Genomic DNA, 24,493 nt, shown 5'->3' with positions numbered 1-24,493 from the left:
CAAACTCAGGACGCGGTGATCAGCACCGCGGGCGACCACCAGTAGTCCGCGAGCGGCTCGATCCGGATGCCGGTGAAGCCCGCTTCCTTCAGCTGCGAAGCCCAATCGGTGGCGGGCTGCTCCCAGTTCGTCCGGCCCGTCCCGGGTTCGACCAGGCCGAGCAGGACCGGCAGCAGGAACCCCTGCGCCACCAGCGACGCCTCCTTGCCGTACTCAGCGATCCCGCGTTCGTAGCGCGTGACCAGGGAAAGCAGGTACTCGGCGGAGTCCTCGTCGTACTCGGGCACGTCGAACTCGGCCAGCACCAGACAGGAGGTTCGGGGCCGGAGCGCCCGCAGGACCTCGGTGCGTTCCTCGGTCGGGATCGACTGGAGCGCGAAGGTCGACTGCGTCAGCTGCCACTGCTGGTCGTCGTCGCGGTCGAGGAACTCCTGCGCGGTGGCCTCCCAGGTGTGCAGGCCGCGGGTGCCGTCGAGGTGCTTGCGCGTTTCCGCCAGCAGAGCGCGCGACGGCTCGACGAGATCGATCCGGCCCGGCTGCCGGTCCGCCTGTTCGAGGGCCGGGACGACGGCGAGCCCGTCTCCGCAACCGAGGTCGAGCAGCGAACCGACGGTGCCGTAGCGCCGGGCGAGCATGGCGCTGAGCTGCCGGTAGAGCTTGACGTTCCCGCCCCCGCGGATGAACGCGGTGAACGCGGCGGGCCGGTCGTAGACGGCACCACCGCCGCCCTCGGTCAGGTATCGGTGCAGTTCGATGCCGAGCGTGGATCCGGCCCGCTCGGCGAGGTCCGCTGCCTTGGCCCGGTCACCGTCGCGGTACGCGGTGAGCGCTTCGGCCAGGACGTCCGTTTTCTTCATGTTCTCCTGTTTACCGTCAGAAAGGCACCCAAAGGGTGACTCTGGTGCCATTGCCCGGAGCCGACTCCACCCGCGCGGTCCCGCCGACCTCGTTCAGGCGGGCGGTGATGGACTCGCTGATCCCGAAACCGGCGGGCCGGGTGTCGAGGCTGAACCCGGCGCCGTGGTCGCGCGTGATCACCGCGACGCCGCCTTCCTGCTCCTCGACCCGCACCACGACCTTGTCCGTCCCCGCGTGCTTGAGCGTGTTGCGCAGCGACTCGCGGACGGCGTCGCGGATGGCGATCTGCCGTACCTCGGAAAGCGTGTCGTCGTCGAGCTCCGCGATCACGAGCTGGGCACGCAACCCGTCCCGCGCCATCTCCGCGGCCAGCGAGGCGAGCTTCTCGCCGAGCGGCCGCGACCCGGCCTCCGAGCGTTCCGAAGCCTCGTTCTCGATCGTCCGCCGCAGCTCCATCGACTGCGCCCGCGCCAGCCGCTGCACCTCGGCGAGCCGCGCGGCCGGATCGCCCTTGTTGGCCAGCGCGATCGCTTCGAGGGTCTGCAGCACGGAGTCGTGCAGCATCCGGTGCTGGCGGGCACGTTCGGCGATCCGGCCGTTGCGGATGCCGTACGCGAGAGCGAGCCGGGTGCCGAGCCCGATCAGGACGAGGGCGCCGCTCGCGGTGAAGAGCACACCGAGGATCGCCGGGAAGGTGGCCATGGCGTCGCCGGGCGCGGCGTGACCGGTGCCGAACACCGACGCCAGCATCCGCACCGGGAAGCTGACGACGGCGAGCGCCGCGGCGGCGGGCATGCCCAGCGCCAGCGCCAGCAGCGCGACCTCGCCGAGCAGGTGTTTGCCGGGAACCGCCATCGCCTCGGTGAAGACCGAAGCCGGCACCAGCGCGCCGACGGCCAGCGGCGCGAGCAGGGTGAACACGAGGTCGATCGCGAGCAGCCGGGCGGCGTGCTGCGGGCGGAACGGCGCCGAGCGCAGCATCCACCGGATCCCGTACAGCGAGAGCCCGACCGAACCGAGCGCCACCAGCCCGACCGGGCCGATCCCGATCATGCCGTGCGTGGAGACGTAGACGCCGAACGCGCCGGGCACCGCGAAAAGCCGGTAGACCAGCGGGACGAGGGCGACGTAGCGGGCGGCTCTGAGCAGCAGGTTGTCGCGATGTGCCGTGTCGATGGGACCGGACATCTGCTGGATCCGCCGCAGCGCGCGCATCGGTGTCGGATCGCCGACCTCGTCCGAAAGCTCGCTCGTCGCCGTCGCCAGCGCGGGCGCGCCACGGCGCAGCAAAGTCACCAGGAAACTGGGCGGCCGCTTCGCCATGGATTTTCCCCCTGCCCGGAGCACCGGCAGGAGTATCTCCGGTTACGCCGTGTGGATCCAGAGACCAAGGGGGTTTATCTCAGCCTATGCCGTTCTCGGCGGCCCACTTCTTCAATTCGGCCACCGCCTCGTCGTGCTCCAGCGGGCCGCGGTCGAGCCGCAGTTCCTTCAGGTGCTTCCACGCCTTGCCGACGTCCGGCCCCGGCTTGAGCCCGAGGATCCGCATGATCTCCTCGCCGTTGAGGTCCGGCCGGACCCGGTCGAGGTCCTCCTGTGCCTGGATCGCCGCGATCCGCCGCTCGAGGTCGTCGTAGGTCGCCTGCAGCGCGGCCGCCTTCTTGCGGTTTCGCGTGGTGCAGTCGGCGCGCACGAGCTTGTGCAGCCGGGGCAGCAGGTCACCGGCGTCGGTGACGTAGCGCCGCACCGCCGAATCCGTCCATTCGCCCTTGCCGTAGCCGTGGAACCGCAGGTGAAGGAACACGAGCTGGCTGACGTCCTGGACGATCTCCTTCGAGAACTTCAGCGCCCGCAAACGCTTGCGCGCCATTTTCGCGCCGACGACCTCGTGGTGGTGGAAGCTCACGCCGCCACCGGGCTGGAACTCGCGCGTCGCGGGCTTGCCGATGTCGTGCAGGAGCGCCGCGAGCCGCAGGATCAGATCCGGCTCGGAGGTCGGTTCGTGCGACTTCTCCAGGTCGATCGCCTGCGCGAGCACGGTCAGCGAGTGCTGGTAGACGTCCTTGTGCTGGTGGTGCTCGTCGATCGCCAGCCGCATCCCCGGCACTTCGGGGAGCACGCGATCGGCGAGACGGGTGTCCACCAGCAGCTCGATCCCGGGCCGGGGGTCGTCCGCGAGCAGCAGCTTCGACAGCTCGGCCTGGACGCGCTCGGCGGTGATCCGGTCGATCTCCTCGGCCATCGACGACATCGCGTCGACCACGCGCGGCGCCGCGGTGAACCCGAGCTGCGCGGAGAACCGCGCGGCCCGCAGCATGCGCAGCGGATCGTCGGCGAAGGACTCCTGCGGGGTCGCGGGCGTGTCGAGCACCTTGTCCTGCAGCGCCTGGAGCCCGTCGTGCGGGTCGACGAAGGTCTTGTTCGCCAGGTCGATCGCCATCGCGTTGACCGTGAAGTCGCGGCGGAGCAGGTCTCCCTCGATGCTGTCGCCGAAGGTGACCTCGGGGTTGCGGCCGACGCGGTCGTAGCTGTCGGCGCGGAACGTGGTGATCTCCAGGGTCATGCCCTGTTTGGTCACACCGACGGTGCCGAACGCGATGCCGACGTCCCACACCGCGTCGCCCCAGGCGCTGACGATCTTGAGCACCTGGTCCGGCCGGGCGTCGGTGGTGAAGTCGAGGTCGCTCGACAGCCTGCGGAGCATCATGTCGCGGACGCTGCCGCCGACCAGGTACAGGCTGTGCCCCGCCTTCGCGAAGAGCTTCGCGAGCTCGTCCGCCAGCGGGGAGATGCGCATCAGCTCGGTCACAGCGTTCTGCATCGCAGTGCTCTTCCCCGCAATCGCCTGCCCGGCGACCACCTTGTTCACGACAATCCCACCACGATTTGGATGTACTACTACGGCCCGGCCCAACACGGGCACGGTGAGCCAGCGTACCCGTACCGCCGTTTGCTCTAGCATCGCAGCATGTCTGGATCAGCCGGCCGCTCCGGCGCTTCGAAGCCGGGCCGCCGGCGGAGGCGCAGGCGGGGGCGGCGGCTGACCACGGTCGACGAAACCTCGGCCGGCGGACTCGTCGTCGACGCCGAACGGGCGAACGCCGCGCTGATCGGGCGGCTCGACCGGCACGGCAGACTGCTGTGGTCGCTGCCCAAGGGCCACATCGAGGACGGTGAGACGGTGGAGCAGACGGCGGTGCGCGAGGTGAAGGAAGAGACCGGAATCTCGGCGCGCGTCCTGCAGCCCCTCGGCACCATCGACTACTGGTTCGTGGCCGAGCGACGGCGTGTGCACAAGACGGTGCACCATTTCATCCTGGAATCCACCGGCGGCGAACTTTCGGACGAGGATGTCGAGGTGACCGAGGTCGCCTGGGTGCCGCTCGCCGACCTGGAGACCAAACTCGCCTACTCCGACGAGCGCAAGCTGGTCCGGAAGGCCAAAGAACTCTTCGCGCAGCAACAGCACACCGCCGAGGGAGCACCTGAGTGAAGCGGCTTGCCGCCACTGTCCTGTCGATCCTGTTCCTGGCCCTGGCCGCCTCGCCCGTCGCGGTCGCGCAGGCACAGGAACAGCCCCGGCTGCGCGTGGACCTCGACCAGCTGAACCCCCGCGTGATCAGCACGAACTCGGCTTCGCTCACGGTCACCGGCCGCGTCACCAACATCGGCGACCGGCGGATCAGCAAACTGGGCGTCCGGCTGCAGCTGGGCACCAGGCTGCAGAGCGAGCAGCAGATCGGCGACGTCCTGGCCGGTGACAAGTTCAAGGACCTCGGGGCGACCGAGTTCGTCGACCTCGAACCGGACGAACTGGAGCCGGGGCAGAGCGCCGCGCTGAACCTGTCCGTCCCGCTCGGCCAGTCGTCGAAGCTACAGTTCCCGAAGCCCGGCGTGTACCCGTTGCTGGTCAACGTCAACGGCACCCCGGATTTCGGCGGCCCCGAGCGGCTGGCGGCGGTCACCCTGCTGATGCCGGTGCTCGGCGTCCCCGGCAGGGCTCCCGCGTCACGTCCCACGTCGGCGCCGTCCACGAGCCTGCTGTGGCCGATCGCCAACAGCACCGTGCACGTCGTCTCGTCCCCGCTCGGCGGTCCGCTGACCCTGGCGGACGAGCGGCTCGCCGGTGAACTGGCCGCCGGTGGACGGCTCGACTCGCTGGTCGAGGCGGCGCGAGCGGCCGAGGCGGACACGAAGGTCTCGTCGTCGTTGTGCCTGGCCATCGACCCCGACCTGGTCGCGACCGTCGACGGGATGAGCCGCGGCTACCAGGTCGCCGGCGGCGCTCCCGGCAAGGGCGTCGAGACCGCGAAGAACTGGCTCGGCAGGCTGAAGGCGCTGGTCGCGGGGCGGTGCGTGGTCACCCTCCCGTTCGCCGATGCCGACCTCACCGCGCTGACGAAGGTCCGCGCGGGCGACGCCACCGACACCGCGCTCATGGCGAGCGCGCTGGGCGGTGCCGGGACGATCAAGAACCTGCTCGGCATCCAGCCGCAGGACGGCGTGCTCTGGCCCGGCGGCTCCCTCGACTCGCAGACCGTCGAAGCGATCGCCAAAGCCGGCGTCAAGACCGTGCTGACCGATTCGGGCAGGCTCCAGTCCGGCTCGCCGCTTTCGGGCGGGGTGTCGATCGAGGGCACGGACCTGCGCGCGCAGCCGATCGACGCGCTGATCTCGTCCGCGCTGAACGGCTCGGGGTCCACGCAGAACGGGCTCGGCGCCATCGCCTTCCGGGCGGGCCTCGGCGGGCAGCCCGAGGGACCGGCGCGCTCGCGGCTGCTGATCGCGCCGCCGCGGCACTGGGCGGCGAGCGGCACCGAACTCACCACGTTCCTGGAGCGGATGGGCGACTTCTACACCGCCGGACTGATCAAGGCGGCGCCGTTGCCCGAGCTGCTCGGTGACAGCCCGTCCGGGACGGCGTCGGTCAACTACGACCCGCAGGATCTGACGGCCGCGACCAGCGGTGAGGTCACCGCGAAGATGTCCCAGATCGACAACGAGACGCTCGGCCTGTCGTCGGCGATGACGATGGATGCCACCAAACGAGTGAATCCGGCCGACGTGATCGCCCCGGTCCGGTTCGCCCTCATCCGGGCCGCGTCGACCTCGTGGCGCGGCGCGGACGCGGCGATCGTCACCGGCAACGCGCGCGGCGACCTCGAAGCGATCCGCAGCCAGGTCACCGTGGAGCGGCCGAAGCAGACGATCGCGCTGGCCTCCGGCGCGTCGCCCCTGCCCGCGTACATCACCAACGGCCTTCCGGTCGGTATCAACGTCCGCACCGTGCTCAAGAACAACGTGGGCCTGCGCCCCACCGAAGCGGTCCCGGAGCGCACCGTCCCGGCGAACGGCGCCATCAACCAGCTGCTCCCGGTCGAGGCGCTGCGCGCCGGCCGGTTCAGCGTCGACGTGGCGCTGACCACGCCCGACGGGACCCCGCTCGGTTCCGACGCGCGGTTCGAGCTGACCTCCACGGAGTACGGCGCGATCACCATCATCATCACCATCACCGCGGCGGGTGCGCTGCTGCTCCTGTCGTCCCGGCGGATCTACCGGAGGATCAAGGACTCGCGGGCCGATCGGACGAACGAAACCGCCCCACGTGTGACCGAGGACGCACAGGTTTAAGTGTTTCCGGCCGTTCCCGATTACCCTGGGTCGAACGATGCCGCCGGGCATCACGTAGCCGAGCACCGAGGATTGGGCGCGCGTTGGAAAGAGAGCCGGGTGTACCGCCCGAGCGTGCAGGCCGTCCCCGGCGCGAAGGTACTCCGCCACCGCCCCGTCGCACCGAAGGGCAGCCACGCCGTCCGGAGCGTCGCCAGCCGCCCCCGCAGCAGCCTCCGCCCGAACGCGGTGAGCGGCCGCGGCGGGCCGTGCCGCCGCCTCCCCAGCAGCCCCCGCCGGACGGCCGCCGCCAGCGGGTGGTGGGCCGTCCCGACGACGAAACGCGACGGCTGAGGCCACCCCAGAACCCGCCGCCACCACCGCGGAAAATGCCCCCTGGGCAGGGGACGCCGCCTCCGCCGACCCGCCGTCAACCGGTGCCGCCTCCGCAGGGGCCGCCGCTGCCGCAGCCGTCGCAGAACCAGCCGCCGCGCCGTCCGACGGCTCCTCAGGCTCTCAACCAGACACCGCCCCCGCCGCATCGCGGGCGCCGCCAGCCGCCGCCGGTCCGCCCGTGGCAGGTCGACCGGCGTGACGAAGCCGACGCGACGCGGTTCATCCCGCGCACCCCCGGCGTCCCGATGGGCTCGCGCTGGCCGGTCGCCGACCCCGACGTCCTCCGCCCGTACGACCAGCTCGCCACGCAGGTCATGCCGGCGATCAAGGACGCGCCGCTGGTCAAACCGCGTCCAGGGGACACCGGCGAACAGGATGTCGCCGCCCCGGCGAAGGCGCCGTCGATCGCGAAGTCCAGCGGCCGGATGGCGATCGCCTCGCTGATCAGCCGCATCACCGGCTTCGCGTGGAAGCTGCTGTTGGTCGCGGCCATCGGCGCCCAGGTGGAGAACGACTCGTTCAACGTCGCCAACACCATGCCGAACATCATCTTCGAACTGCTGATGGGCGGCGTGCTGTCCAGCCTGGTGGTCCCGCTGCTCGTGCGGTCGCAGGACGACAAGGACGGCGGCGAGGCCTACACCCAACGGCTGGTCACCGTGGCGGGCACGCTGCTCGTCGTCGGGACGACGATCGCCGTGTTCGCGGCGCCGCTGATCACCAAGCTCTACGTCGACGACAAGGGTCAGGCGAATCCCGAGCTGGTCACGGCGTTCGCGTACCTGCTGCTGCCGCAGATCTTCTTCTACGGCGTGTTCGCGCTGCTGTCGGCGGTGCTGAACGCGAAGAACATCTTCGGCCCGACGGCGTGGGCGCCGGTGATCAACAACCTCGTCGTCATCTTCACGATCCTCGTCGTGTGGATCATGCCGGGGAACATCTCCACCGATCCGGTGTCGATCACCGACCCGAAGCTGCTGACCCTCGGCATCGGCGTGACCTCGGGCATCGTGGCGCAGTCGGTGCTGCTGGTCCCGCCGCTGCTGCGGTCCGGGTTCAAGTTCAAATGGCGCTGGGGCATCGACAAGCGCATGAAGGAGTTCGGCGGGCTGGCGCTGTGGACCGTCGGCTACGTCGCGGTCAGCCAGATCGGCTACACGATCACCACCCGGGTGCTGACCAGCGGTTCGCAGGGCGGTGTGACCGCGTACAGCAACGCGTGGCTGCTCTTCCAGCTGCCGTACGGCGTCATCGGCGTGTCGCTGCTGACCGCGATCATGCCTCGGATGAGCCGCGCGGCCGCCGACGGCGACCACAAGAAGCTGATCGGCGACCTCTCCTACGCGTCGCGGATCTCGACGGTGATGCTCGTGCCGATCTCCGCGGTGATGACCGTGGTGGGCGGTTCGGTCGGTATCGCCCTGTTCACCCTGGGCAAGGGCACCGTCGAAGACGCCTCGCGCATGGGCGAGGCGCTGGCCATCTCCGCGTTCGCGCTGCTGCCGTACGCGCTGGTCATGCTCCAGATGCGGGTGTTCTACGCGATGAAGGACGCGCGGACGCCGGTGCTGATCATGATCGTGATGACCGTGGTCAAGGTGCCGCTGCTGTACCTGTGCCCGGCGCTGCTGTCGCCGGACAACATCGTGCTCGGCGTGATGATGGTCAACGGCCTCACGTTCGTCGTCGGCGCGATCCTCGGTCAGGTCTGGCTGTGGGTGACCCTCGGAAACCTCCGGAGCAAGCGAGTGCTCGGGGTGATCCTCTTCACGGTCGTCGCGAGTGTGCTCGGAGTCGGCGCGGCGTGGCTCGCCGGGCAGATCGTGCCTGACTCGTTCGGGCCTACTTTCCATGCCTGGGTGAAACTTCTCCTGCAGACGGTGGTCGGGATCGCGGTGTCGTTCGGCGTGCTCATCGCCTTGAAGGTCGAGGAATTGAAGCCCGCCACGGCGAGGATCACCCGGTTGATCAAGCGTGGATAACGATTCACGTACGGATGGCGCGCGTTCACGGGTCGTATTCTGGGTACCCTCGGGGCGGGAGCTACGCGGGAGAGTGCGGTGGATACGAGACGGAGCGAACAGGCAGGGGAGGCGAGCCAGGTGGGCATCCGGGCCCAAGGCGGGTCGCTGGCCCCTGGCCGGGTCGTCGGTGACGGCCGGTATCGCCTGCTCGCACAGTTCGGGGTGGACGAGCGGGCGGCCGCGCATCTTTGGCGCGCCCGAGACGGGCAGCTGAAGCGAGATGTCGCGCTGACGCTGCTGGTCGGCGACCCCGCGGACGCGGAAGCCGCCCGGCTCGCGCGCCGGACGCTGGAGCGTGCGGCGCACGCCTCGAAGTTCGGCCACGGCGGGGTCGCGCGCGTCCTCGACGTGCTCAGTCTCGGCAGCGGCGTCACCTCGAGCGAAGGCCTGCTCGGTGTCGTCGTGGCGGAATGGACCAAGGGCAGCGACCTGGTCGACCTCGTGGCGCAACGCCCGGTGGCGCCCGCGGCGGCGGCCCGGATGGTGCAGGCACTGGCGGAAGCCGTCGACCATGCCCATCAGAACGGTCTCGTCCTCGGCCTCGACCACCCGCAGCGTCTGCGGCTCACCCCGGACGGCGCGCTGAAGCTCGCCTTCCCGGGCCCGTTGCCCGAAGCGACTCTTCGCGACGACGTCAAAGCACTCGGCGCCGTCCTGTACCTGCTGCTGACCGGCCGTTGGGCGCTTCCCGGCGGCCCGGCCGCGATCCCGGCGGCGCCGCACGCGCCGACCGGCCGCGTCATCCCGCCGCGTTCGCTGGTCCCGACGGTGCCCGTCGAGCTGTCCTCGCTCGCCGTCCGCACCATCGAGGACGGCGGCCACGGCGGCATCCGCACCAGCGCGGCGATCCTGCGCGTGCTGGACCAGGTCGCCGAAGCCGAGGAACGCACCCAGCTGATCAAGGCCGTCGGCGAGGAAGAGGCCGTCGCCGAATCGGACGGCACGGTCTGGACGACGAAGAAACCGGTCAAGGACGTCGCGCGGCGCAAGAAGCTGGCGTTCGGCGTGACCGTGCTGGTCGTCGCGACCGTGGTCATCCTCGCCTGGGGCGGGATGATGCTGATCAACCTGTTCCAGGGCGAATCGAAGTCCAGCGGCCCGAAGATCAACGTCGCCGCGTCGTCCTCACAGGTCGCGCCACCCCCGGGTGAACAGCAGCCGCCCGCGCAGAAGCCGCCGGCACCCGCCGTGGGTGCCGCGGTCAAGCCGTCGGCCGTGGCCGTCTACAACCCGGGCAGCAAGGGCGACAGCCCCGGCAAGGCCAGGAACGCCACCGACGGCGACTCGGTCACCTCGTGGAAGACCGACCAGTACGACGAGCAGTTCCCGGTGCTCAAGGACGGTGTCGGGCTGGTCGTGACGTTCAAGGACCCGATCAACCTGAGCCAGGTCAAGATCGACGCGGCGAACGCCGGTTCGAAGGTCGAGATCCGCTCCGCCGACAAGAAGAACCCGAAACTCGACGAGACGAAGGTCGTCGGGAGCGGGGACCTCGCGGCGGGCGAGTCGACCATCGCTTTGCAGCAGCCTCAGCAGGGTCAGTACTTCATCATCTGGATCACTCAGCTGGGTGAAGATGACAAAGGAAAGTTGGTCACCGAACTCAAAGAGCTGACCTTCCTGCCTGCGGGGTGACGTCAGACACCGGGTCAGTAGGCTCTCCCGGGTGACAGCTGCAGCTCCCACGGACGCGGATCTCATAGCGGCGCATGCCGCTGGGGATCCGCACGCGTTCAGTGAACTGGTCCAGCGACATCGAGACCGCATGTGGGCGGTGGCCCTGCGCACCTTGCGGGATCCGGAAGAAGCCGCGGACGCCCTGCAGGACGCCTTCATCTCCGCGTTCCGAGCAGCGGGCAACTTCAGAGCGGAATCGCAGGTCACGACGTGGTTGCACCGTATCGTCGTGAACGCGTGCCTCGACCGCATCCGGCGGGGCAAGGCCAGACCGACCGTCCCGCTGCCCGAGACCGGGCAGTTCAACGAGCCGGCTTCGCCGCGCGACTCGATGTCCGAGCGCGAGACGAGCCTGGTCGTCAAGGAAGCCCTCGACCAGCTCCCCGAAGAGCAACGTGCCCCGATCGTGTTGGTCGACGTCGAGGGATACTCCGTCGCCGAGACGGCGAAGATGCTCGGCATCGCCGAGGGCACGGTCAAGAGCCGGTGTGCCCGAGGTCGCGGAAAGCTCGCGAAGGTTCTCGGACATCTACGGAACCCCGATGCTATTGCGAACGTCCCAACTCACGAAAGCAAACGAGAGCGCGCTACCCCGCAACGGGGTGCCAGGCGTCCTCAGGGCACGCCGGGTGACGGGGAGGGACGATGACAGACGAGAGCAGGGGGATCGGTGGGACCGTCGGTCCGCCGTGGTCTGTCGATGTGCTCGCCGACCTGCACGCAGGTGTGCTGGACGAGCGTGAGGCGGCCGAACTCTGGCCGTTGGTGAACGCCGACCCCGAAGCACTGGCGATCATCGAAGCACTGGAAGCGACCACGGCCGACCTCGCGGAACTCGCGAACGAGCCGGTCGCTCCGATGCCTGCCGAGTACGCGGCACGGATCGATGCCGCGCTGGCCGCCGAAATGCGGGCGACGCCTGCGTTTCAAGGCGCATCTGAAAGGCAGCAGGAGCAGGTCGCCCCGGTGGTGGACCTCGCGGCCGCACGGCGGCGGCGGAACAAACGGATCGGCTGGGGCGCCGGGATAGCGACGGTTGCCGCGGCGGCCATCGCCGCCGTGGCGATCGTCGTCCCGACCACCCGGGAGCCGGATTCGGGCGGTATCGCCCAGCCGGCGCCTTCGGCTCCTGCCGGACCTTCGGTCGGCGGAGACGGCGGAGGGGCCGAAGCCCTCGTCGGCAAGGCGATCGGCGTCCGCGACTTCGGCTCACTGAAGACCGAAGAGCGCCTCGACGCGTGCGTCGCCGCTGCCGGCATGGACGCCGACGTGCGGCCGGAGGGCATCCGGCCGGTGAACGTGGCGGGCAAGGACGGCGTGATGGTGATCTACACCACAGGCAAACTCGCCCAGTTCCGCATCGTCGCCTTCGGTGCCGACTGCGGCCCGGGCAACCCGTCGGTCCTCTTCGACAAAATCATCGGAGCGAAGTAACCGGCCGAAACCTCATTGGTCCCCCGCTCCCCACCAGCCCCAATTCCGGGGGAGCGGGGGACCTTTGCTACCACGCTAGTTTTCCTAGCGGCGCTAGAGGTCGGATCTCCGCCGTGGCGCAAGGCGGGAGAAAGTAGCGCCGGTCACCACGGGAACACCGGCCCTTACGATCGTGTTGAGCCTGGTGAACAGGTCACTACGAGCGGAGGTCACGGGTGGCTGCCGAGGAGATCAGGAACCTGATCATTGTGGGGTCGGGTCCTGCGGGATACACCGCCGCTGTCTACGCGGCACGAGCGCAGCTCGAACCGCTGGTGTTCGAGGGCACTCAGTTCGGCGGTGCGTTGATGACGACGACGGAGGTCGAGAACTTCCCCGGCTTCCGCGAAGGCATCCAGGGCCCCGACCTCATGGAAGAGATGCGTGAGCAGGCGAAGCGTTTCGGCGCCGACCTGCGCCAGGAGGACGTCGAGTCCGTCGAGCTGACCGGTGACGTCAAGTACGTCGTCGCGAACGGCAAGCGCTACGCCGCCCGCGCGGTCGTGCTCTCGATGGGTGCCGCCGCCCGCTATCTGAACGTGCCCGGCGAGCAGGAACTGCTCGGCCGCGGTGTTTCGGCCTGCGCCACCTGCGACGGCTTCTTCTTCCGCGACCACGACATCGTGGTCGCGGGCGGCGGCGACTCCGCGATGGAGGAGGCGACCTTCCTGACGAAGTTCGCCAAGTCCGTCACGATCGTCCACCGTCGCGAGGAGTTCCGTGCCTCCAAGATCATGCTGGAGCGCGCCCGCGAGAACGAGAAGATCAAGTGGGCGCTCAACAAGCAGATCACCGGGGTCGAGGGTGAGGGCAAGGTCGAGGGCCTGACGCTCAAGGACACGGTGACCGGCGAGGAGTCCAAGCTGGACGTGACCGGGTTCTTCGTGGCGATCGGGCACGACCCGCGCAGCGAACTGGTGCGCGGTCAGGTGGACCTCGACGAGGACGGCTACGTGCTCACCCAGGGCCGGACCTCGTACACGAACCTCCCCGGTGTCTTCGCGGCCGGCGACCTGGTCGACCGCACGTACCGGCAGGCGATCACCGCCGCGGGCTCGGGCTGCGCGGCCGCCATCGATGCAGAACGATGGCTGGCGGAGCACGCCGGGGTCGAGGCCGCCCAGGAGACGCCCGAGCTGGTCGGCGGCGGCTACGGCGCCACCACCAACTGACTTTTCCCAGCCCGTTCACCACCCCCAGAAGGAGACACCATGGCCAACACCGTGACGGTGACCGACAAGACCTTCGTCGACGACGTGCTGACGAGCGAGAAGCCCGTCCTGGTCGACTTCTGGGCGACCTGGTGTGGCCCGTGCAAGATGGTCGCCCCGGTGCTCGAGGAGATCGCGGCGGAGAACGGCGAGAAGCTGACCATCGCGAAGCTCGACATCGATGCGAACCCGAACACTGCGCGTGACTACCAGGTGATGTCGATCCCGACGCTGATCCTGTTCCAGGGCGGCAAGCCGGTGAAGCAGATCGTCGGCGCCAAGCCGAAGGCCGCGTTGCTCTCGGACCTCGCCGACGTCCTCTGATCTCGCGTTTCACCAGCCGAAACCCGGGGCCTGCTCAGGCTCCGGGTTTCGTCGTTCGCCGGAATGGGTAAAACTCCCTGTTACGGGAACGCCTGGACGAGTTCCACGAACGGCGACTTGACGCACCGACCGGGCCTCCGCGCTCACCGAGAGTTCACAGGGCACAATAGAGCACCGGGGTTCGCCCCGCAGGGTTTTCATAGTCGTGCATCGAGCTCGATCGGTGCCCCAAAGGGAAGAGCGAGGAGTGCATGCGGGTACTCCGCCGCGGTGACGCCGGACCGGACGTCGCCGAGATCAGGTCCACGCTGGCGGCGATGGAGCTGCTCCCGCCGGTGACCGAATCCGGGGAGTACGAGGTCTTCGACACGGCGATGGAACACGCCGTCCGGGCGTTCCAGCAGCGCCGTGGGCTCATCACCGACGGCCTGGTGGGCCCGGCGACCTATCAGGCGCTTCGCGGCGCGGGCTTCCATCTGGGCAGCCGCCCGCTGACCTACATGTTCTCCGCCCCCATGCAGGGTGACGACGTTTTCGCGCTCCAGGAGCGGCTGACCGAACTCGGTTTCGACGCCGGCCGCCCGGACGGGCATTTCGGCCCGCAGACCGAACGCGCGCTCAAGACCTTCCAGCGCGACATGCGCCTGGTCGCCGACGGTATGTGCGGCCCGGCCACCATCCGTGAGCTGCACCGGCTCTCCTCGCCGCGGGCCCGCGGCGGCCGCCCCGTTTTCCTGCGTGAGCAGGAGCAGGTGCGGCAGGCGGGTCCCCGGCTGCGCGGCAAGCGCATCGTGATCGACCCGGGCCACGGCGGCGAGGACCTCGGTGTCGTCGCCGGTGGCCTGCGTGAGGCGGACATCGCCTGGGACCTGGCGCGGCGGCTCGAAGGCCGGATGCAGGCGACCGGCATGGAGGCGCTGATCTCGCGCGGCCCGAACCAGAGCCCGAGCGAGGGCGACCGGGCGAAATTCGCGAACGAGGCGGGCGCCGACCTGTTCCTTTCGCTGCACAACGACAAGAACTCCTCGCCCAAGGCGCAGGGGGTCGCGAGTTTCCACTTCGGTACCGGCAACGGCACCACGTCGACCGTCGGCGAGCTGCTGGCGGGCTTCATCCAGCGTGAGCTGGCCGCCCGCACCGGCATGCTCGACTGCCGCACGCACTACAAGACCTGGGAGATCTTCACCCGTACCCGCTGCCCGGCGGTGCGGATCGAGATCGGCTACCTGACCAACCCGGAAGACAGCCGCAAACTGGCGGACCCGGCTTTCCGCGACGTCGTCGCCGAAGGCATCCTGGTCGCCGTGAAGCGGCTGTATCTGCTCGGCGAAGGGGACCAGCCGACCGGCACGTTCACCTTCGCGGACGTCCTGGCCCACGAACTCGCCAAAGCGGAGTAGCCAGTCCTCCACACCCGCACGCGGGCGCACATCCCTCCGCCGAATCCCTCGGCACAACCGGTTGTGTGCCCTCTCGGCCGAGCACGCCACCCCTAGATCCACCCGGCGCGCAGCCCCCGCCCTTCCCGGGGGGCGTCCCCAGGTCCAGCCTACCCATCCACAGATTTTCCACCGCTCCTATCAGCGATCTGTGGATAACTCGGCGGGTTACCCACAGCTGTCCCCAGGCCGGGGGATGGCTGCTGCGCGCGCTCGAAAACTCTGCTAAATGGCGCCGGCGGAGAGGGTCAGGCGCGGCCCAGGCTCGGCTCGGCCGTCGTGATGGAGACCTGGCCGAGCAGCCGCTCGAGGGCCGCCTCCACGTCTTCCTTCCACGAAATCGCCGACCGCAGTTCCAGTCGCAGCCGCGGCCACCGCGGATGCGGCCGCACGGTCTTGAACCCGACGCTCTGCAGGAACGCGGCAGGCAGCACACAGCTGTGCCCGCCGTCCGGATCGGTCTCGTCGGGCTTGGCATCCCCGAAGGCCTCGATCGCGCGGACACCTCGTTTGGTGAGGTCCTTCGCGACGGCCTGCACCAGCATCCGGCCGAGTCCGCCACCCTGGAATTCGGGAAGCACCTGGAAGGCGGTCAGCAGGACCGCGTCCGGGCCGGGAGGCGAAGTCGGGAAGGCCAGCGAGCGCGGCACGGCGTTCGGCGGCGCGTAGAGCACGAAACCGACGGGCAAGGTGTCGCTGTAGACGATCCGGCCGCAGGAACCCCACTCCAGCAGCACGCTGGAGACCCAAGCTTCCTTTTCGACCTCGGTCGCGCCGTATTCCTCGGCCTGCGCCTTCAGATGCGGCGCCAGCTCCCAGTACACGCAGCGGCGGCAGCTCTTGGGCAGGTGCTCGAGGTTGTCCAGGGTTACGCCCACGACGCGACGCGACACAGACAAACCTCCCTGAATGACGACACCCGACGCAGCCTTGTCCCGAGCAGGGCTCACCGAAGGGGTCCAGACCGAGGATAGGCCGATGTGATGAACACCGGAAGGCCAGGGCCCCTAGAGGGAGGGTGGTTACACTCGATGGAACTACCAGTCGGTAGCGACTATGTCCACTTCGAAGCCGGGTGAAGCGCCTGATGACCGAGAACCGCCCTGTCCGGCCGGAGCCCGGCCGCCACAACCTCGACCCTCACCTCGACCGCTACGCCGCGCGTACGGCCGGGATGACTGCTTCCGAGATCAGGGCGTTGTTCGCGGTGGCCAGCCGCCCCGAAGTGGTATCGCTCGCCGGCGGGATGCCGAACCTCGCGGCGCTCCCGCTGGACACACTGTCCGCGCAGGTCGGCGAGCTCATCGCCGAGGACGGCCTGGTCGCGCTCCAGTACGGCTCCGCGCACGGCGTCCCCGCCCTGCGCGAGCAGATCTGCGAAATCATGGCCCTCGAAGGCATCAAGGCCCACCCGGACGACGTCGTCGTGACGGTCGGCTCCCAGATGGGGCTCGACATGGTCACCCGGCTGTTCTGCGATCCGGGCGACGTCATCATCGCCGAGGGCCCGTCGTACGTCGGCGCGCTCGGCTCCTTCGCCGCGTACCAGGCGGACGTCGTCCACGTCGCGATGGACGACCACGGCCTGGTCCCCGAGGGGCTGCGCGCCGCGCTCGCGGAGACGCGGAAAGCGGGCCGCCGGGTCAAGTTCCTCTACACGATCCCGAACTTCCACAACCCCGGCGGCGTCACACTGGCCGTTGAGCGGCGCGCGGAGATCGTGGAGATCTGCCGCGAGAACGACATCCTCATCGTCGAGGACAACCCGTACGGTCTGCTCGGCTTCAGCGGTCAGACGTACCCGGCGCTTCGCTCGATCGATCCCGACAACGTCGTGTACCTGGGCTCTTTTTCGAAGACATTCGCCTCGGGCCTGCGGGTCGGCTGGGTGCTCGCACCCCACGCCGTCCGGGAGAAGCTCGTGCTCGCGGCCGAGTCCGCGACGCTTTGTCCGCCGACGCTTAACCAGTTGATCGTGTCGCGATACCTCTCGACTCACGACTGGATGGGTCAGATCAAGACCTTCCGCGAAAACTACCGGGAGCGCCGGGACGCGATCCTGTCCGCGCTCGAACAGCACATGCCAGCCGGCTGCAGCTGGACCAAACCCGATGGCGGTTTCTACGTCTGGATGACCGTCCCCGAAGGCGTGGACACGAAGGCGATGCTGCCGAGGGCCGTCACGGCCCGGGTCGCGTACGCCTCCGGAACCGGTTTCTACGCCGACGGTTTCGGCAGCAGACAGCTTCGTCTTTCCTACTGCTACCCGACACCCGAACGGATCCGCGAAGGCGTCCGGCGGCTCGCCGCGGTGCTCGAGTCCGAAATGGACTTGGCGCGTACCTTCGGTAACGCGAGCCCACGCTCGATCTCGGGGCCGCAGAACCCCTCTCCGGACACGGTCTGATCGACCGGACGTCCCCAAAGTACAAAGGAGTCCCGGTGGTCGACCGCACCGTTGCCGTACTCGCAGGCGGCCTTTCCCACGAACGCGACGTCTCCCTCCGCTCCGGGCGCCGGCTCTCGGTCGCGTTGCGGGCGGAAGGTCTCATCGTCGAAGAATGGGACACCGACGCGGGTCTGCTCGAACGCCTTCGCACCCAGCGGCCCGACGCGGCCATCGTCGCCCTTCACGGTGGTGAAGGGGAGAACGGTGCGGTGCAGACGATCCTGGAGATGCTCGACGTGCCTTACGTCGGCACCAGTTCGCGAGGCTGCCGGCGCGCGTGGGACAAGCCGACGGCCAAGGCACTCGTCGCCGACGCCGGCTTCACCACGCCGGATTGGGTCGTGCTGCCGCACAGCACCTTCCGCGAGCTCGGCGCGCAAGCCGTGCTGGACTCGATGGTCGACACGCTGGGGCTGCCCATGATCCTGAAGCCCGACCAGGGTGGATCGGCGCTGGGCGCCCAGGTCGTCAGGGAAGCCGCGGAAATGCCCGGCGCGATGGTGGGCTGCTTCGCCTACGGCGACACCGTCCTCGCCGAGAAGTTCGTTTCCGGCGTCGAGGTGGCCGTGACGGTCATCGAAGGCGAAGAGGGACCTGAGGCCCTGCCGGCGGTCGAAATCGTGCCTGAGAGCGGCGTGTACGACTACACCGCCCGCTACACCGCCGGGCTGACCGATTTCTTCACCCCCGCGCGGATCCCCGACGACGCCGCCAAGGCGGTCGGCGAGCTGGCCGTCGCCGTGCACCGGCAACTCGGGCTGCGCGACATCTCACGCACCGACGCGGTGATCACCGACGACGGCACGGTCCACTTCCTCGCGGTGAACCCCTCGCCGGGTCTCACCGAGACGTCGATCGTGCCCGTGGCGATCGAGGCGGCCGGCTCCACCCTCGGCTCGGTCTTCGCCGACCTCGTCGGACGGGCGATTTCCCGCAAGAGCTGAATCGGATTCGGCGAAGAGGACTTGCCCGCTGCGGGCAAGTCCTCTTTTTCTATTGCCGGGCCACGACGACGATCTGGTGCTCGTCCTCGTAGACGACCTGTCCCGGGTTCGCCGACCAGACGGTTTCACACGGAACTTCGTGCGTCTCCAGGATCGACAGGTAGCCATCGACTCGCTCGATGAAGACGCGAGCGGTCGCCTTGAACCACGCCGCGGCCCCTGGATTGACCTCCGCGTCGTAGACGCTCGGGTCGGTGCGCGCGGGGTTGATGAAGTTCGCGTCGTACCAGTCGTTGTTCGTCCGGCGGAACGCTTCCTGCTCGACGGTGAGGCGTCCGGCGCGGGCGAGCCCGTTGACGAGACCGAAGACCCCGGTGAAGTTCCCTCGTTCATCGCGGGTCGGACTCTGGAAGCGGACGAAGGGGAGGCCGGTCATCGCCGGGGCCATCCGCGCACCCACGACAACAGCTCTTCGTCGCGCAGGGAGCCGATCACGACATCGGCGGGGAAGTCCTGGTGCTTCAACGTGGGCACCCCGATGACGGGTACGCCGGCCGCTCGCGCCGATCGGAGGCCGGTCATGGAGTCCTCGAACGCCAGCGCGTCGGCAGGCTCGACGTTCAGGAGGACACAAGCGGTCGAGTACATCTCCGGATCCGGCTTCGGCGCGGTCACCTCGTCGGCGGCCAGTTTCACGGGAAACATTTCCGCGAGGCCACCGCGAGCGAGCGCGGCGTCCAGCAGAGCTCGGGGCGAGTTGCTCGCGACGGCGACCGGTACGGCGGCGGCGGCCAGTTCGACCAACTCACGCGCGCCGGGCATCGCCTCCGCCTTCGCGGTGACGACTTCGGTCACCAACCTCAGCAACTCGTCCGCGATCTCGGCGCCGGCATCCGGTTCACCGAACGCCTCCGCCATCGCGTCGGCGGCGGCCGGGAGCGACTTGCCGATCACCAATGCCTTCTCGTCCGCGCCGAAGGGGAGCCCGCGCCGCGCGAACAGTTCGGTCTCGGCGACGGACCAACACGGCTCGGTGTCCATGAGCAATCCGTCGCAATCGAAGACGACCGCGCGCGGATTTCGACCGCCGAAAAGCGCCTTCACACTTGCCCCCAGTCAAGCACTCAACGTCACCGAATCGTCAACACTCAGCTATCGTCACCGTGACAAAACGACCCGGGGTGATCCCTAATCGGTTTCCGATGCCCGATTTGCCTGATTTTGATCCATGAGCGCCACGATGCGTTCAAGATCGTCAACGGAGCCGAATTCGAGCGTGATCCGCCCCTTGCGACGACCCAAGTCGACCTTCACCCGAGTGTCGAATCGGTCCGAAAGACGGTTCGCCAGTTCTTGGAGACCGGGCGCCTGGATCGGCTTGCGGGGAGCGGGCTTCGGCTTGGCCGGCTTTTCGCTCTTTTTGAGCGTGACGGCTTCCTCGGTCGCGCGGACCGACATGCCCTCCGCGACGATCCGTGCGGCGAGCTCTTCCTGACTGTCGGCGTCCTCGAGAGACAGCAGCGCCCGCGCGTGGCCCGCCGAAAGCACCCCGGCCGCGACTCGTCGCTGGACCGCGAGGGGGAGTTTGAGCAAGCGGATCGTGTTCGTGATGACCGGGCGGCTGCGCCCGATCCGGCTCGCCAGCTCCTCGTGCGTGACCGCGAATTCGTCGAGCAGCTGCTGATACGCGGCCGCCTCTTCGAGCGGGTTGAGCTGAACGCGGTGGATGTTCTCCAGCAGCGCGTCGCGCAGCATCGCCTCGTCGGCGGTCTGGCGGACGATCGCCGGGATCGCCTCCAGCTCCGCCAGCTGCGAGGCACGCAGCCGCCGCTCGCCCATGACGAGCTCGTACTCGTCGTTGCCGAGCTCGCGGACCACGATGGGCTGCATGAGCCCGAACTCGCGGATCGAGTGCTCCAGCTCGTTGAGCGCGTCTTCGTCGAAGACCTGCCGCGGCTGCTTCGGGTTCGGCTTGATCTGGCTGACCGGCACCTCGCGGTAGACCGCGCCGGCGACCGTTCCGCCGTGCGAACCGGCCGCGCCGTTGGCCGCGAACCAACCCTTGTCATCCGGCCCCGCGGGCTTGCTCGGGGGAGCGGCGGGGACGGGGGAACCGTTCTCGGCCGGAGCCGCGGAACCCGGCGGCGGACCGGTGGGGATCAGGGCGGCGAGCCCGCGCCCGAGCCCCCCTCTGCGCTCGCTCATGCCGTACCGCTCCTTTCCTTCATCTCCACTCCGCGCTGGGCGATCTCCTTCGCCGCGTCCACGTAGCTCATCGCGCCCCGCGAACCCGGGTCGTACGCGAGGACGGTCTGCCCGTATCCGGGCGCCTCGGAGACCTTCACACTGCGCGGGATCACCGTCTTGAGAACAGTGTCCCCGAAGTGGTTTCGGACCTCGTTCGTCACCTGATCGGCCAGCTTCGTCCGGCCGTCGTACATGGTGAGCAGAATCGTGGAGACGCTGAGTTCGCGGTTCAGGTGCGCCTGAACGAGCTCGATGTTGCTCAGCAGTTGCCCCAGACCTTCGAGCGCGTAGTACTCGCATTGGATCGGGATCAGCACCTCCTGCGCGGCGACCATCGCGTTGACGGTCAGCAGACCGAGCGACGGCGGGCAGTCGATGAAGACGTAGTCGACGCCGATCTCGTCGAGGATCTCGGACGAGAGCGCCTCCTTGAGCCGCATCTCACGGGACGCCATGGAGACGAGTTCGATCTCGGCACCGGCGAGGTCGATGGTCGCGGGCACGCAGTAGAGATTGGGCGACTGCTCGCTCTGCGCCGCCGCCTCGGCCAGCGACACCTCACCGATCAGCACCTCGTAGATCGACGGCGTGCCGGATCGGTGGTCGATGTCGAGCGCGGTGCTCGCGTTGCCCTGGGGGTCCAGGTCGATCACGAGCGTCTTGAGCCCGTGGACGGCGAGGGCGGCGGCGAGGTTCACCGTGCTCGTCGTCTTGCCGACGCCGCCCTTCTGGTTGGCGACCGTCAGCACCCGCCGACGGTTCGGCCGGGGGAGCGCACCCTCCTTGGGGTGCAGCACGCTGGCGGCGCGGACGGCTTCTTCGGCGATGGGCGTCCAGCCGAGTTCCTGGCCGGCGCTCGCAGGGTCGGACGGCGGGGGAGTCACCGGTCTCGAGCCTCCTCTGTAGTGGACGTGAGAGTCGTTCTGCGTTGTTTCACGTGGAACCGGTCTAGCTACGCCTGCGCGATCGAGACGGTTTCGGGGGCAGACGGTGGATCACGACGACCGTGCTCGGAACCTCGAGCACCTTGGTGCCGCACTCGAAGACTTCCGGTTCGCCGCCGCCGGCCTTCCGGACGTCGGCGCGATCGCGTTCGATTTCCTCTCCAGCGCTCGCTCCTTTGAGGGCGACCAGAGCGCCTTGGGAACGCACGAGCGGGAGGCACCAGTTCGCGAGCCGGGCCAAGGGAGCGACCGCCCGGGCGGTGACGACATCCGCGCCACCGAGCTCCTCACGTACCTGCCGCTCTTCCGCGCGCCCGCGGACAACGGTGATGGGGAGTTCCAGCTTCTCGGCAACCTCGGCCAGCCAGTCGACCCGGCGAGCCATCGGTTCGAGCAGAACGATATCGAGGTCCGGTCGGCTGATCGCGAGCGGTACACCCGGCAGCCCCGCACCCGAGCCGACGTCGACCACACGGGCGCCTTCGGGGATCCGCTCACCGATCACGGCGGAGTTGAGGACGTGCCGCTCCCACAACCGGTCGACCTCGCGAGGGCCGATGAGCCCGCGCTCGACGCCATGCCGTTCCAGGAGTTCGACGTAGCCGGCGGCTTGCTCGACGCGGTCTCCGAATACTTCCGACGCCGCATTCCGTACCGATGCGGCGACCCCGTCCAAGCCCACTCTCGCTCCTCAACCCTCGACGCCGTTTCACGTGAAACGCGCTCCACTGATTGTCCATGACGCCGACCGCAAAACGGGGAGACAGTCCGAAGTTGTGGACAACTCCACTCGGCTTCCCTCGTTTCACGTGAAACCCCACGGCTGTAATTCACCCCGGACACAAAGAAGCGGCCCGCCGGATGACCGGCGGGCCGCTTCGTTCGAGTAACCGTCAGGCGGGGAAGATGACGACCCGGCGCTTCGGGTCCTCTCCTTCACTCTCGCTCTTGACGCCGTCGACGGCGGCGACCGCGTCGTGCACGACCTTCCGTTCGAACGGGCTCATCGGCTGAAGCCGGACACGCTCGCCGGACGAGACGACCGTCTCGGCGGTCGAGCGACCGAGCTCGCGGAGCTCCTCGCGGCGGTCCGCGCGCCAGCCCGCGATGTCCAGCATCAGCCGGCTCCGCGAACCGGTCTCCTGCTGCACCGCCAGCCGGGTCAGCTCCTGCAGTGCCTCGAGGACGGTGCCGCGGGGACCGACGAGCTTCTCCAGGTCCTCGCCGCCGTCGATGCTGACGATCGCACGGCCCGCTTCGACATCGAGGTCGATGTCGCCGTCGTAGTCCAAAAGGTCGAGCAGCCGCTCGAGGTAGTCACCGGCGATGTCGCCCTCCTTCACGAGGACGTCGTCGTCGACACCTCCCTTGCGAGCGGTCTCTTCAGCGGCGCCCTCAACCTCGGGCGCGCTGTTCTCCTCGGCGTCGATCGTGTCGATCGTCTCCGCCATTACTGGTCTCCTCTCCGGCCCGGTCGGCGTCAGCGACGCTTCCGGCCCGATTTCTTAGTCGAGTCCGAGATGAGACCGGGCACGTCCGCACCGTTCTCCTTCGAGCCGTTCGTCGACGACTCGGCTGTTGCGTCTTTGGCGTCCTTCTTCTCCGCGGCGGACGATCCGGTCTGGGCGAAGCCGTGCGGCGAGCCCGCCTTCTTGACCTGACCACCGGAGGACGGCTTGTTCTTCTTCTGCTGGACCGGCTTCTGACCGGGGCGCGGCGCGGTCGGCTTCTGGCCGGGCTTCGGGCCGAGGTTGGAGCGCTTCTCCTTCTCGGCGGCCTTGCGGGCCTCTTCTTCCTTGTCGATCTTCGTGTAGACGAGACGCTGCTGCATCAGGGTCCAGCCGTTGTTGGCGAGCCAGTAGAAGAGCAGACCGATCGGGAAGAGGGCACCGAAGACGAGGACACCGAGCGGGAAGATGTACATCGTCAGCTTGTTCATCATCGCGGTCTGCGGCGTGGCCGACTCGGGGTTCTGGCGCTGGACCGAGTGACGCGCGGTGAGGTGCGTGGCGATGCTGGCGACGATCATCAGCGGGATCGCGACCGGGGCGACGTGCCAGTGGAAGCCGGCGGCCGTGTTGCCGCCGCTGACCATGTCGACACCGGTGTAGATGGCTTCACCGAGGTTGGTCCCGAACAGCTTCGCGTTGACGTACGACTCGACACCGGCCTGGTCGAAGAAGTAGTTCTCGGTCTTCGGCCCGCCGTACGGGTTGATGGTGAACATCCGCAGGACGTGGTTCAGACCGATGAAGACCGGGATCTGAAGCAGCATCGGCAGGCAGCTGCCCAGCGGGTTGACGCCGTGCTCCTTCTGGAGCTTCTGCATCTCCATCGCCTGGCGCTGCCGGTCGTTCGCGTACTTCTTCTGGATCTTCTTCATTTCCGGCGCGAAGTCCTGCATCTTCTTCATCGACCGGACCTGGTTCACGAACGGCTTGAACATGATGCCGCGGACCGTGAACGTCAAGAAGATGATCGCCAGGACCCAAGAAACCGCGTTCGCCTCACCGAACACGAGCCCGAAGACCTTGTGCCAACACCACAAGATGAAGGACACGGGGTAGTAGATGAAGTCGAGCACTGAGCTACTCCTCGATCGGTGTTTCAGGTCGGCGGTGGCGCCACGAGAACGTCTCGGGTACCGGGTCGCGGCCGGGCATGGTCCACGGGCCACAGCGCAGCAGACGCCGGACCGCGAGATAGGTGCCGCGGCCGGCGCCGTGCCGGGTCAGTGCCTCGACGGCGTACGCGCTACAGCTCGGGTAGAACCGGCACGCCGGAGGAAGGAAGGGCGAGATCGCCTTGCGGTACAGCTTGATGGGCAGGAGCAGCACCCATGCCACCGGGCCTGGGCGGGCGTCTTCGGTGGTCTCGTTCTCGGTGGCTCGCATGCC

At 68.6% G+C, this 24,493-nt stretch carries 24 protein-coding genes; 12 read left to right on the top strand and 12 right to left on the bottom strand.

Features of this window, described 5'->3' with window-relative positions; translation table 11 throughout:
- Positions 1-5 precede the first annotated feature (5 nt).
- From AVR91_RS36270 to AVR91_RS36260, 3 genes are all read right to left on the bottom strand, one after another.
- Positions 6-857, bottom strand: a complete 852-nt coding sequence (locus AVR91_RS36270; protein WP_063274167.1) for a class I SAM-dependent methyltransferase — start codon at positions 855-857, stop codon at positions 6-8.
- 16 nt (positions 858-873) lie between these two features.
- Positions 874-2,181, bottom strand: coding sequence for a sensor histidine kinase (locus tag AVR91_RS36265; protein WP_063274168.1), 1,308 nt, complete (start codon positions 2,179-2,181; stop codon positions 874-876).
- A gap of 79 nt (positions 2,182-2,260) precedes the next feature.
- Entirely contained in the window at positions 2,261-3,679 is a 1,419-nt protein-coding gene (locus AVR91_RS36260; RefSeq protein ID WP_063274169.1) for a CCA tRNA nucleotidyltransferase, read from the bottom strand.
- A gap of 147 nt (positions 3,680-3,826) precedes the next feature.
- Here AVR91_RS36260 and AVR91_RS36255 point away from each other — a divergent pair, with 147 nt between their 5' ends.
- The 10 genes from AVR91_RS36255 (at position 3,827) to AVR91_RS36210 (ending at position 14,973) form a co-directional block, all read left to right on the top strand.
- The gene (locus AVR91_RS36255; protein WP_037334014.1) at positions 3,827-4,351 is read left to right on the top strand and encodes an NUDIX hydrolase; all 525 of its coding nucleotides are present in this window, start codon (positions 3,827-3,829) and stop codon (positions 4,349-4,351) included.
- Positions 4,348-6,489 (top strand): DUF6049 family protein, encoded by a 2,142-nt coding sequence (locus AVR91_RS36250; protein WP_063274170.1) that lies wholly within the window; start codon positions 4,348-4,350, stop codon positions 6,487-6,489. Before AVR91_RS36255 ends, AVR91_RS36250 begins: the two co-directional genes overlap by 4 nt.
- Before the next feature lie 99 nt (positions 6,490-6,588).
- Positions 6,589-6,822, top strand: coding sequence for a hypothetical protein (locus tag AVR91_RS36245; protein ID WP_076857516.1), 234 nt, complete (start codon positions 6,589-6,591; stop codon positions 6,820-6,822).
- A gap of 83 nt (positions 6,823-6,905) precedes the next feature.
- The gene (murJ, locus tag AVR91_RS36240) at positions 6,906-8,846 is read left to right on the top strand and encodes a murein biosynthesis integral membrane protein MurJ (RefSeq protein ID WP_143254212.1); all 1,941 of its coding nucleotides are present in this window, start codon (positions 6,906-6,908) and stop codon (positions 8,844-8,846) included.
- Between the two features lie 120 nt (positions 8,847-8,966).
- Positions 8,967-10,523: a protein kinase family protein gene (locus AVR91_RS36235; protein ID WP_083737880.1), complete on the top strand. Its 1,557-nt coding sequence runs from the start codon at positions 8,967-8,969 to the stop codon at positions 10,521-10,523.
- A gap of 31 nt (positions 10,524-10,554) precedes the next feature.
- On the top strand, positions 10,555-11,214 hold the full coding sequence (sigM, locus tag AVR91_RS36230) for an RNA polymerase sigma factor SigM (protein ID WP_037333997.1): 660 nt from the start codon (positions 10,555-10,557) through the stop codon (positions 11,212-11,214).
- Positions 11,211-11,999, top strand: coding sequence for a hypothetical protein (locus AVR91_RS36225; protein ID WP_063274172.1), 789 nt, complete (start codon positions 11,211-11,213; stop codon positions 11,997-11,999). The genes sigM and AVR91_RS36225 overlap by 4 nt, the downstream gene beginning before the upstream one ends.
- A 215-nt stretch (positions 12,000-12,214) precedes the next feature.
- A complete protein-coding gene (trxB, locus tag AVR91_RS36220) occupies positions 12,215-13,210 on the top strand; it encodes a thioredoxin-disulfide reductase (RefSeq protein WP_063274173.1) in 996 nt (331 codons plus the stop codon).
- 39 nt (positions 13,211-13,249) lie between these two features.
- Positions 13,250-13,573 (top strand): thioredoxin, encoded by a 324-nt coding sequence (gene trxA / locus AVR91_RS36215; protein ID WP_007032253.1) that lies wholly within the window; start codon positions 13,250-13,252, stop codon positions 13,571-13,573.
- Positions 13,574-13,824: 251 nt separating this feature from the next.
- Entirely contained in the window at positions 13,825-14,973 is a 1,149-nt protein-coding gene (locus AVR91_RS36210; RefSeq protein WP_063274174.1) for an N-acetylmuramoyl-L-alanine amidase, read from the top strand.
- Between the two features lie 287 nt (positions 14,974-15,260).
- Here AVR91_RS36210 and AVR91_RS36205 read toward each other — a convergent pair whose 3' ends face one another.
- The gene (locus AVR91_RS36205; RefSeq protein WP_026467184.1) at positions 15,261-15,905 is read right to left on the bottom strand and encodes a GNAT family N-acetyltransferase; all 645 of its coding nucleotides are present in this window, start codon (positions 15,903-15,905) and stop codon (positions 15,261-15,263) included.
- 194 nt (positions 15,906-16,099) lie between these two features.
- On the opposite strand from AVR91_RS36205, the gene AVR91_RS36200 reads away from it, so the two are divergent.
- Positions 16,100-17,419, top strand: a complete 1,320-nt coding sequence (locus tag AVR91_RS36200) for an aminotransferase-like domain-containing protein (protein ID WP_043849273.1) — start codon at positions 16,100-16,102, stop codon at positions 17,417-17,419.
- A gap of 35 nt (positions 17,420-17,454) precedes the next feature.
- On the top strand, positions 17,455-18,405 hold the full coding sequence (locus AVR91_RS36195; RefSeq protein WP_063274175.1) for a D-alanine--D-alanine ligase family protein: 951 nt from the start codon (positions 17,455-17,457) through the stop codon (positions 18,403-18,405).
- A 49-nt stretch (positions 18,406-18,454) separates the two neighbouring features.
- Here AVR91_RS36195 and AVR91_RS36190 read toward each other — a convergent pair whose 3' ends face one another.
- The 8 genes from AVR91_RS36190 to yidD all read right to left on the bottom strand — a co-directional run bounded on the left by AVR91_RS36190 (position 18,455) and on the right by yidD (position 24,490).
- Complete coding sequence (locus AVR91_RS36190; RefSeq protein WP_063274188.1) at positions 18,455-18,841, bottom strand: hypothetical protein; 387 nt, start codon at positions 18,839-18,841, stop codon at positions 18,455-18,457.
- Positions 18,838-19,509, bottom strand: a complete 672-nt coding sequence (locus AVR91_RS36185) for an HAD family hydrolase (RefSeq protein ID WP_063274176.1) — start codon at positions 19,507-19,509, stop codon at positions 18,838-18,840. Before AVR91_RS36185 ends, AVR91_RS36190 begins: the two co-directional genes overlap by 4 nt.
- Positions 19,510-19,593: 84 nt before the next feature.
- Positions 19,594-20,610 carry a ParB/RepB/Spo0J family partition protein gene (locus tag AVR91_RS36180; RefSeq protein WP_063274177.1) on the bottom strand — a complete coding sequence of 339 codons (1,017 nt, stop codon included), beginning with the start codon at positions 20,608-20,610 and terminating at the stop codon, positions 19,594-19,596.
- Entirely contained in the window at positions 20,607-21,536 is a 930-nt protein-coding gene (locus AVR91_RS36175; protein ID WP_016338354.1) for a ParA family protein, read from the bottom strand. The genes AVR91_RS36180 and AVR91_RS36175 overlap by 4 nt, the downstream gene beginning before the upstream one ends.
- A gap of 64 nt (positions 21,537-21,600) precedes the next feature.
- Positions 21,601-22,278, bottom strand: a complete 678-nt coding sequence (gene rsmG / locus AVR91_RS36170; protein WP_063274178.1) for a 16S rRNA (guanine(527)-N(7))-methyltransferase RsmG — start codon at positions 22,276-22,278, stop codon at positions 21,601-21,603.
- Between the two features lie 211 nt (positions 22,279-22,489).
- Entirely contained in the window at positions 22,490-23,047 is a 558-nt protein-coding gene (locus AVR91_RS36165) for a Jag family protein (protein ID WP_063276693.1), read from the bottom strand.
- A 29-nt stretch (positions 23,048-23,076) separates the two neighbouring features.
- Entirely contained in the window at positions 23,077-24,180 is a 1,104-nt protein-coding gene (yidC, locus tag AVR91_RS36160; RefSeq protein ID WP_063276694.1) for a membrane protein insertase YidC, read from the bottom strand.
- Positions 24,181-24,184: 4 nt separating this feature from the next.
- Positions 24,185-24,490, bottom strand: coding sequence for a membrane protein insertion efficiency factor YidD (yidD, locus tag AVR91_RS36155; RefSeq protein WP_016338357.1), 306 nt, complete (start codon positions 24,488-24,490; stop codon positions 24,185-24,187).
- Positions 24,491-24,493: the final 3 nt, after the last annotated feature.

The sequence above is a fragment of the Amycolatopsis keratiniphila subsp. keratiniphila genome, from assembly GCF_001620365.2.
GTDB lineage: Bacteria > Actinomycetota > Actinomycetes > Mycobacteriales > Pseudonocardiaceae > Amycolatopsis > Amycolatopsis keratiniphila.
The sequence above is the reverse complement of the archived record's forward strand: the minus strand, read 5'-3'. Positions and strand labels throughout refer to the sequence as shown.

Coding starts and splice junctions, on each gene's coding strand:
- AVR91_RS36270 (WP_063274167.1), bottom strand. CDS start 857: ATGAAGAAAACGGACGTCCTGGCCGAAGCGCTCACCGCGTACCGCGAC.
- AVR91_RS36265 (WP_063274168.1), bottom strand. CDS start 2,181: ATGGCGAAGCGGCCGCCCAGTTTCCTGGTGACTTTGCTGCGCCGTGGC.
- AVR91_RS36260 (WP_063274169.1), bottom strand. CDS start 3,679: ATGCAGAACGCTGTGACCGAGCTGATGCGCATCTCCCCGCTGGCGGAC.
- AVR91_RS36255 (WP_037334014.1), top strand. CDS start 3,827: ATGTCTGGATCAGCCGGCCGCTCCGGCGCTTCGAAGCCGGGCCGCCGG.
- AVR91_RS36225 (WP_063274172.1), top strand. CDS start 11,211: ATGACAGACGAGAGCAGGGGGATCGGTGGGACCGTCGGTCCGCCGTGG.
- trxA (WP_007032253.1), top strand. CDS start 13,250: ATGGCCAACACCGTGACGGTGACCGACAAGACCTTCGTCGACGACGTG.
- AVR91_RS36210 (WP_063274174.1), top strand. CDS start 13,825: ATGCGGGTACTCCGCCGCGGTGACGCCGGACCGGACGTCGCCGAGATC.
- AVR91_RS36200 (WP_043849273.1), top strand. CDS start 16,100: ATGACCGAGAACCGCCCTGTCCGGCCGGAGCCCGGCCGCCACAACCTC.
- AVR91_RS36190 (WP_063274188.1), bottom strand. CDS start 18,841: ATGACCGGCCTCCCCTTCGTCCGCTTCCAGAGTCCGACCCGCGATGAA.
- AVR91_RS36180 (WP_063274177.1), bottom strand. CDS start 20,610: ATGAGCGAGCGCAGAGGGGGGCTCGGGCGCGGGCTCGCCGCCCTGATC.
- AVR91_RS36165 (WP_063276693.1), bottom strand. CDS start 23,047: ATGGCGGAGACGATCGACACGATCGACGCCGAGGAGAACAGCGCGCCC.
- yidD (WP_016338357.1), bottom strand. CDS start 24,490: ATGCGAGCCACCGAGAACGAGACCACCGAAGACGCCCGCCCAGGCCCG.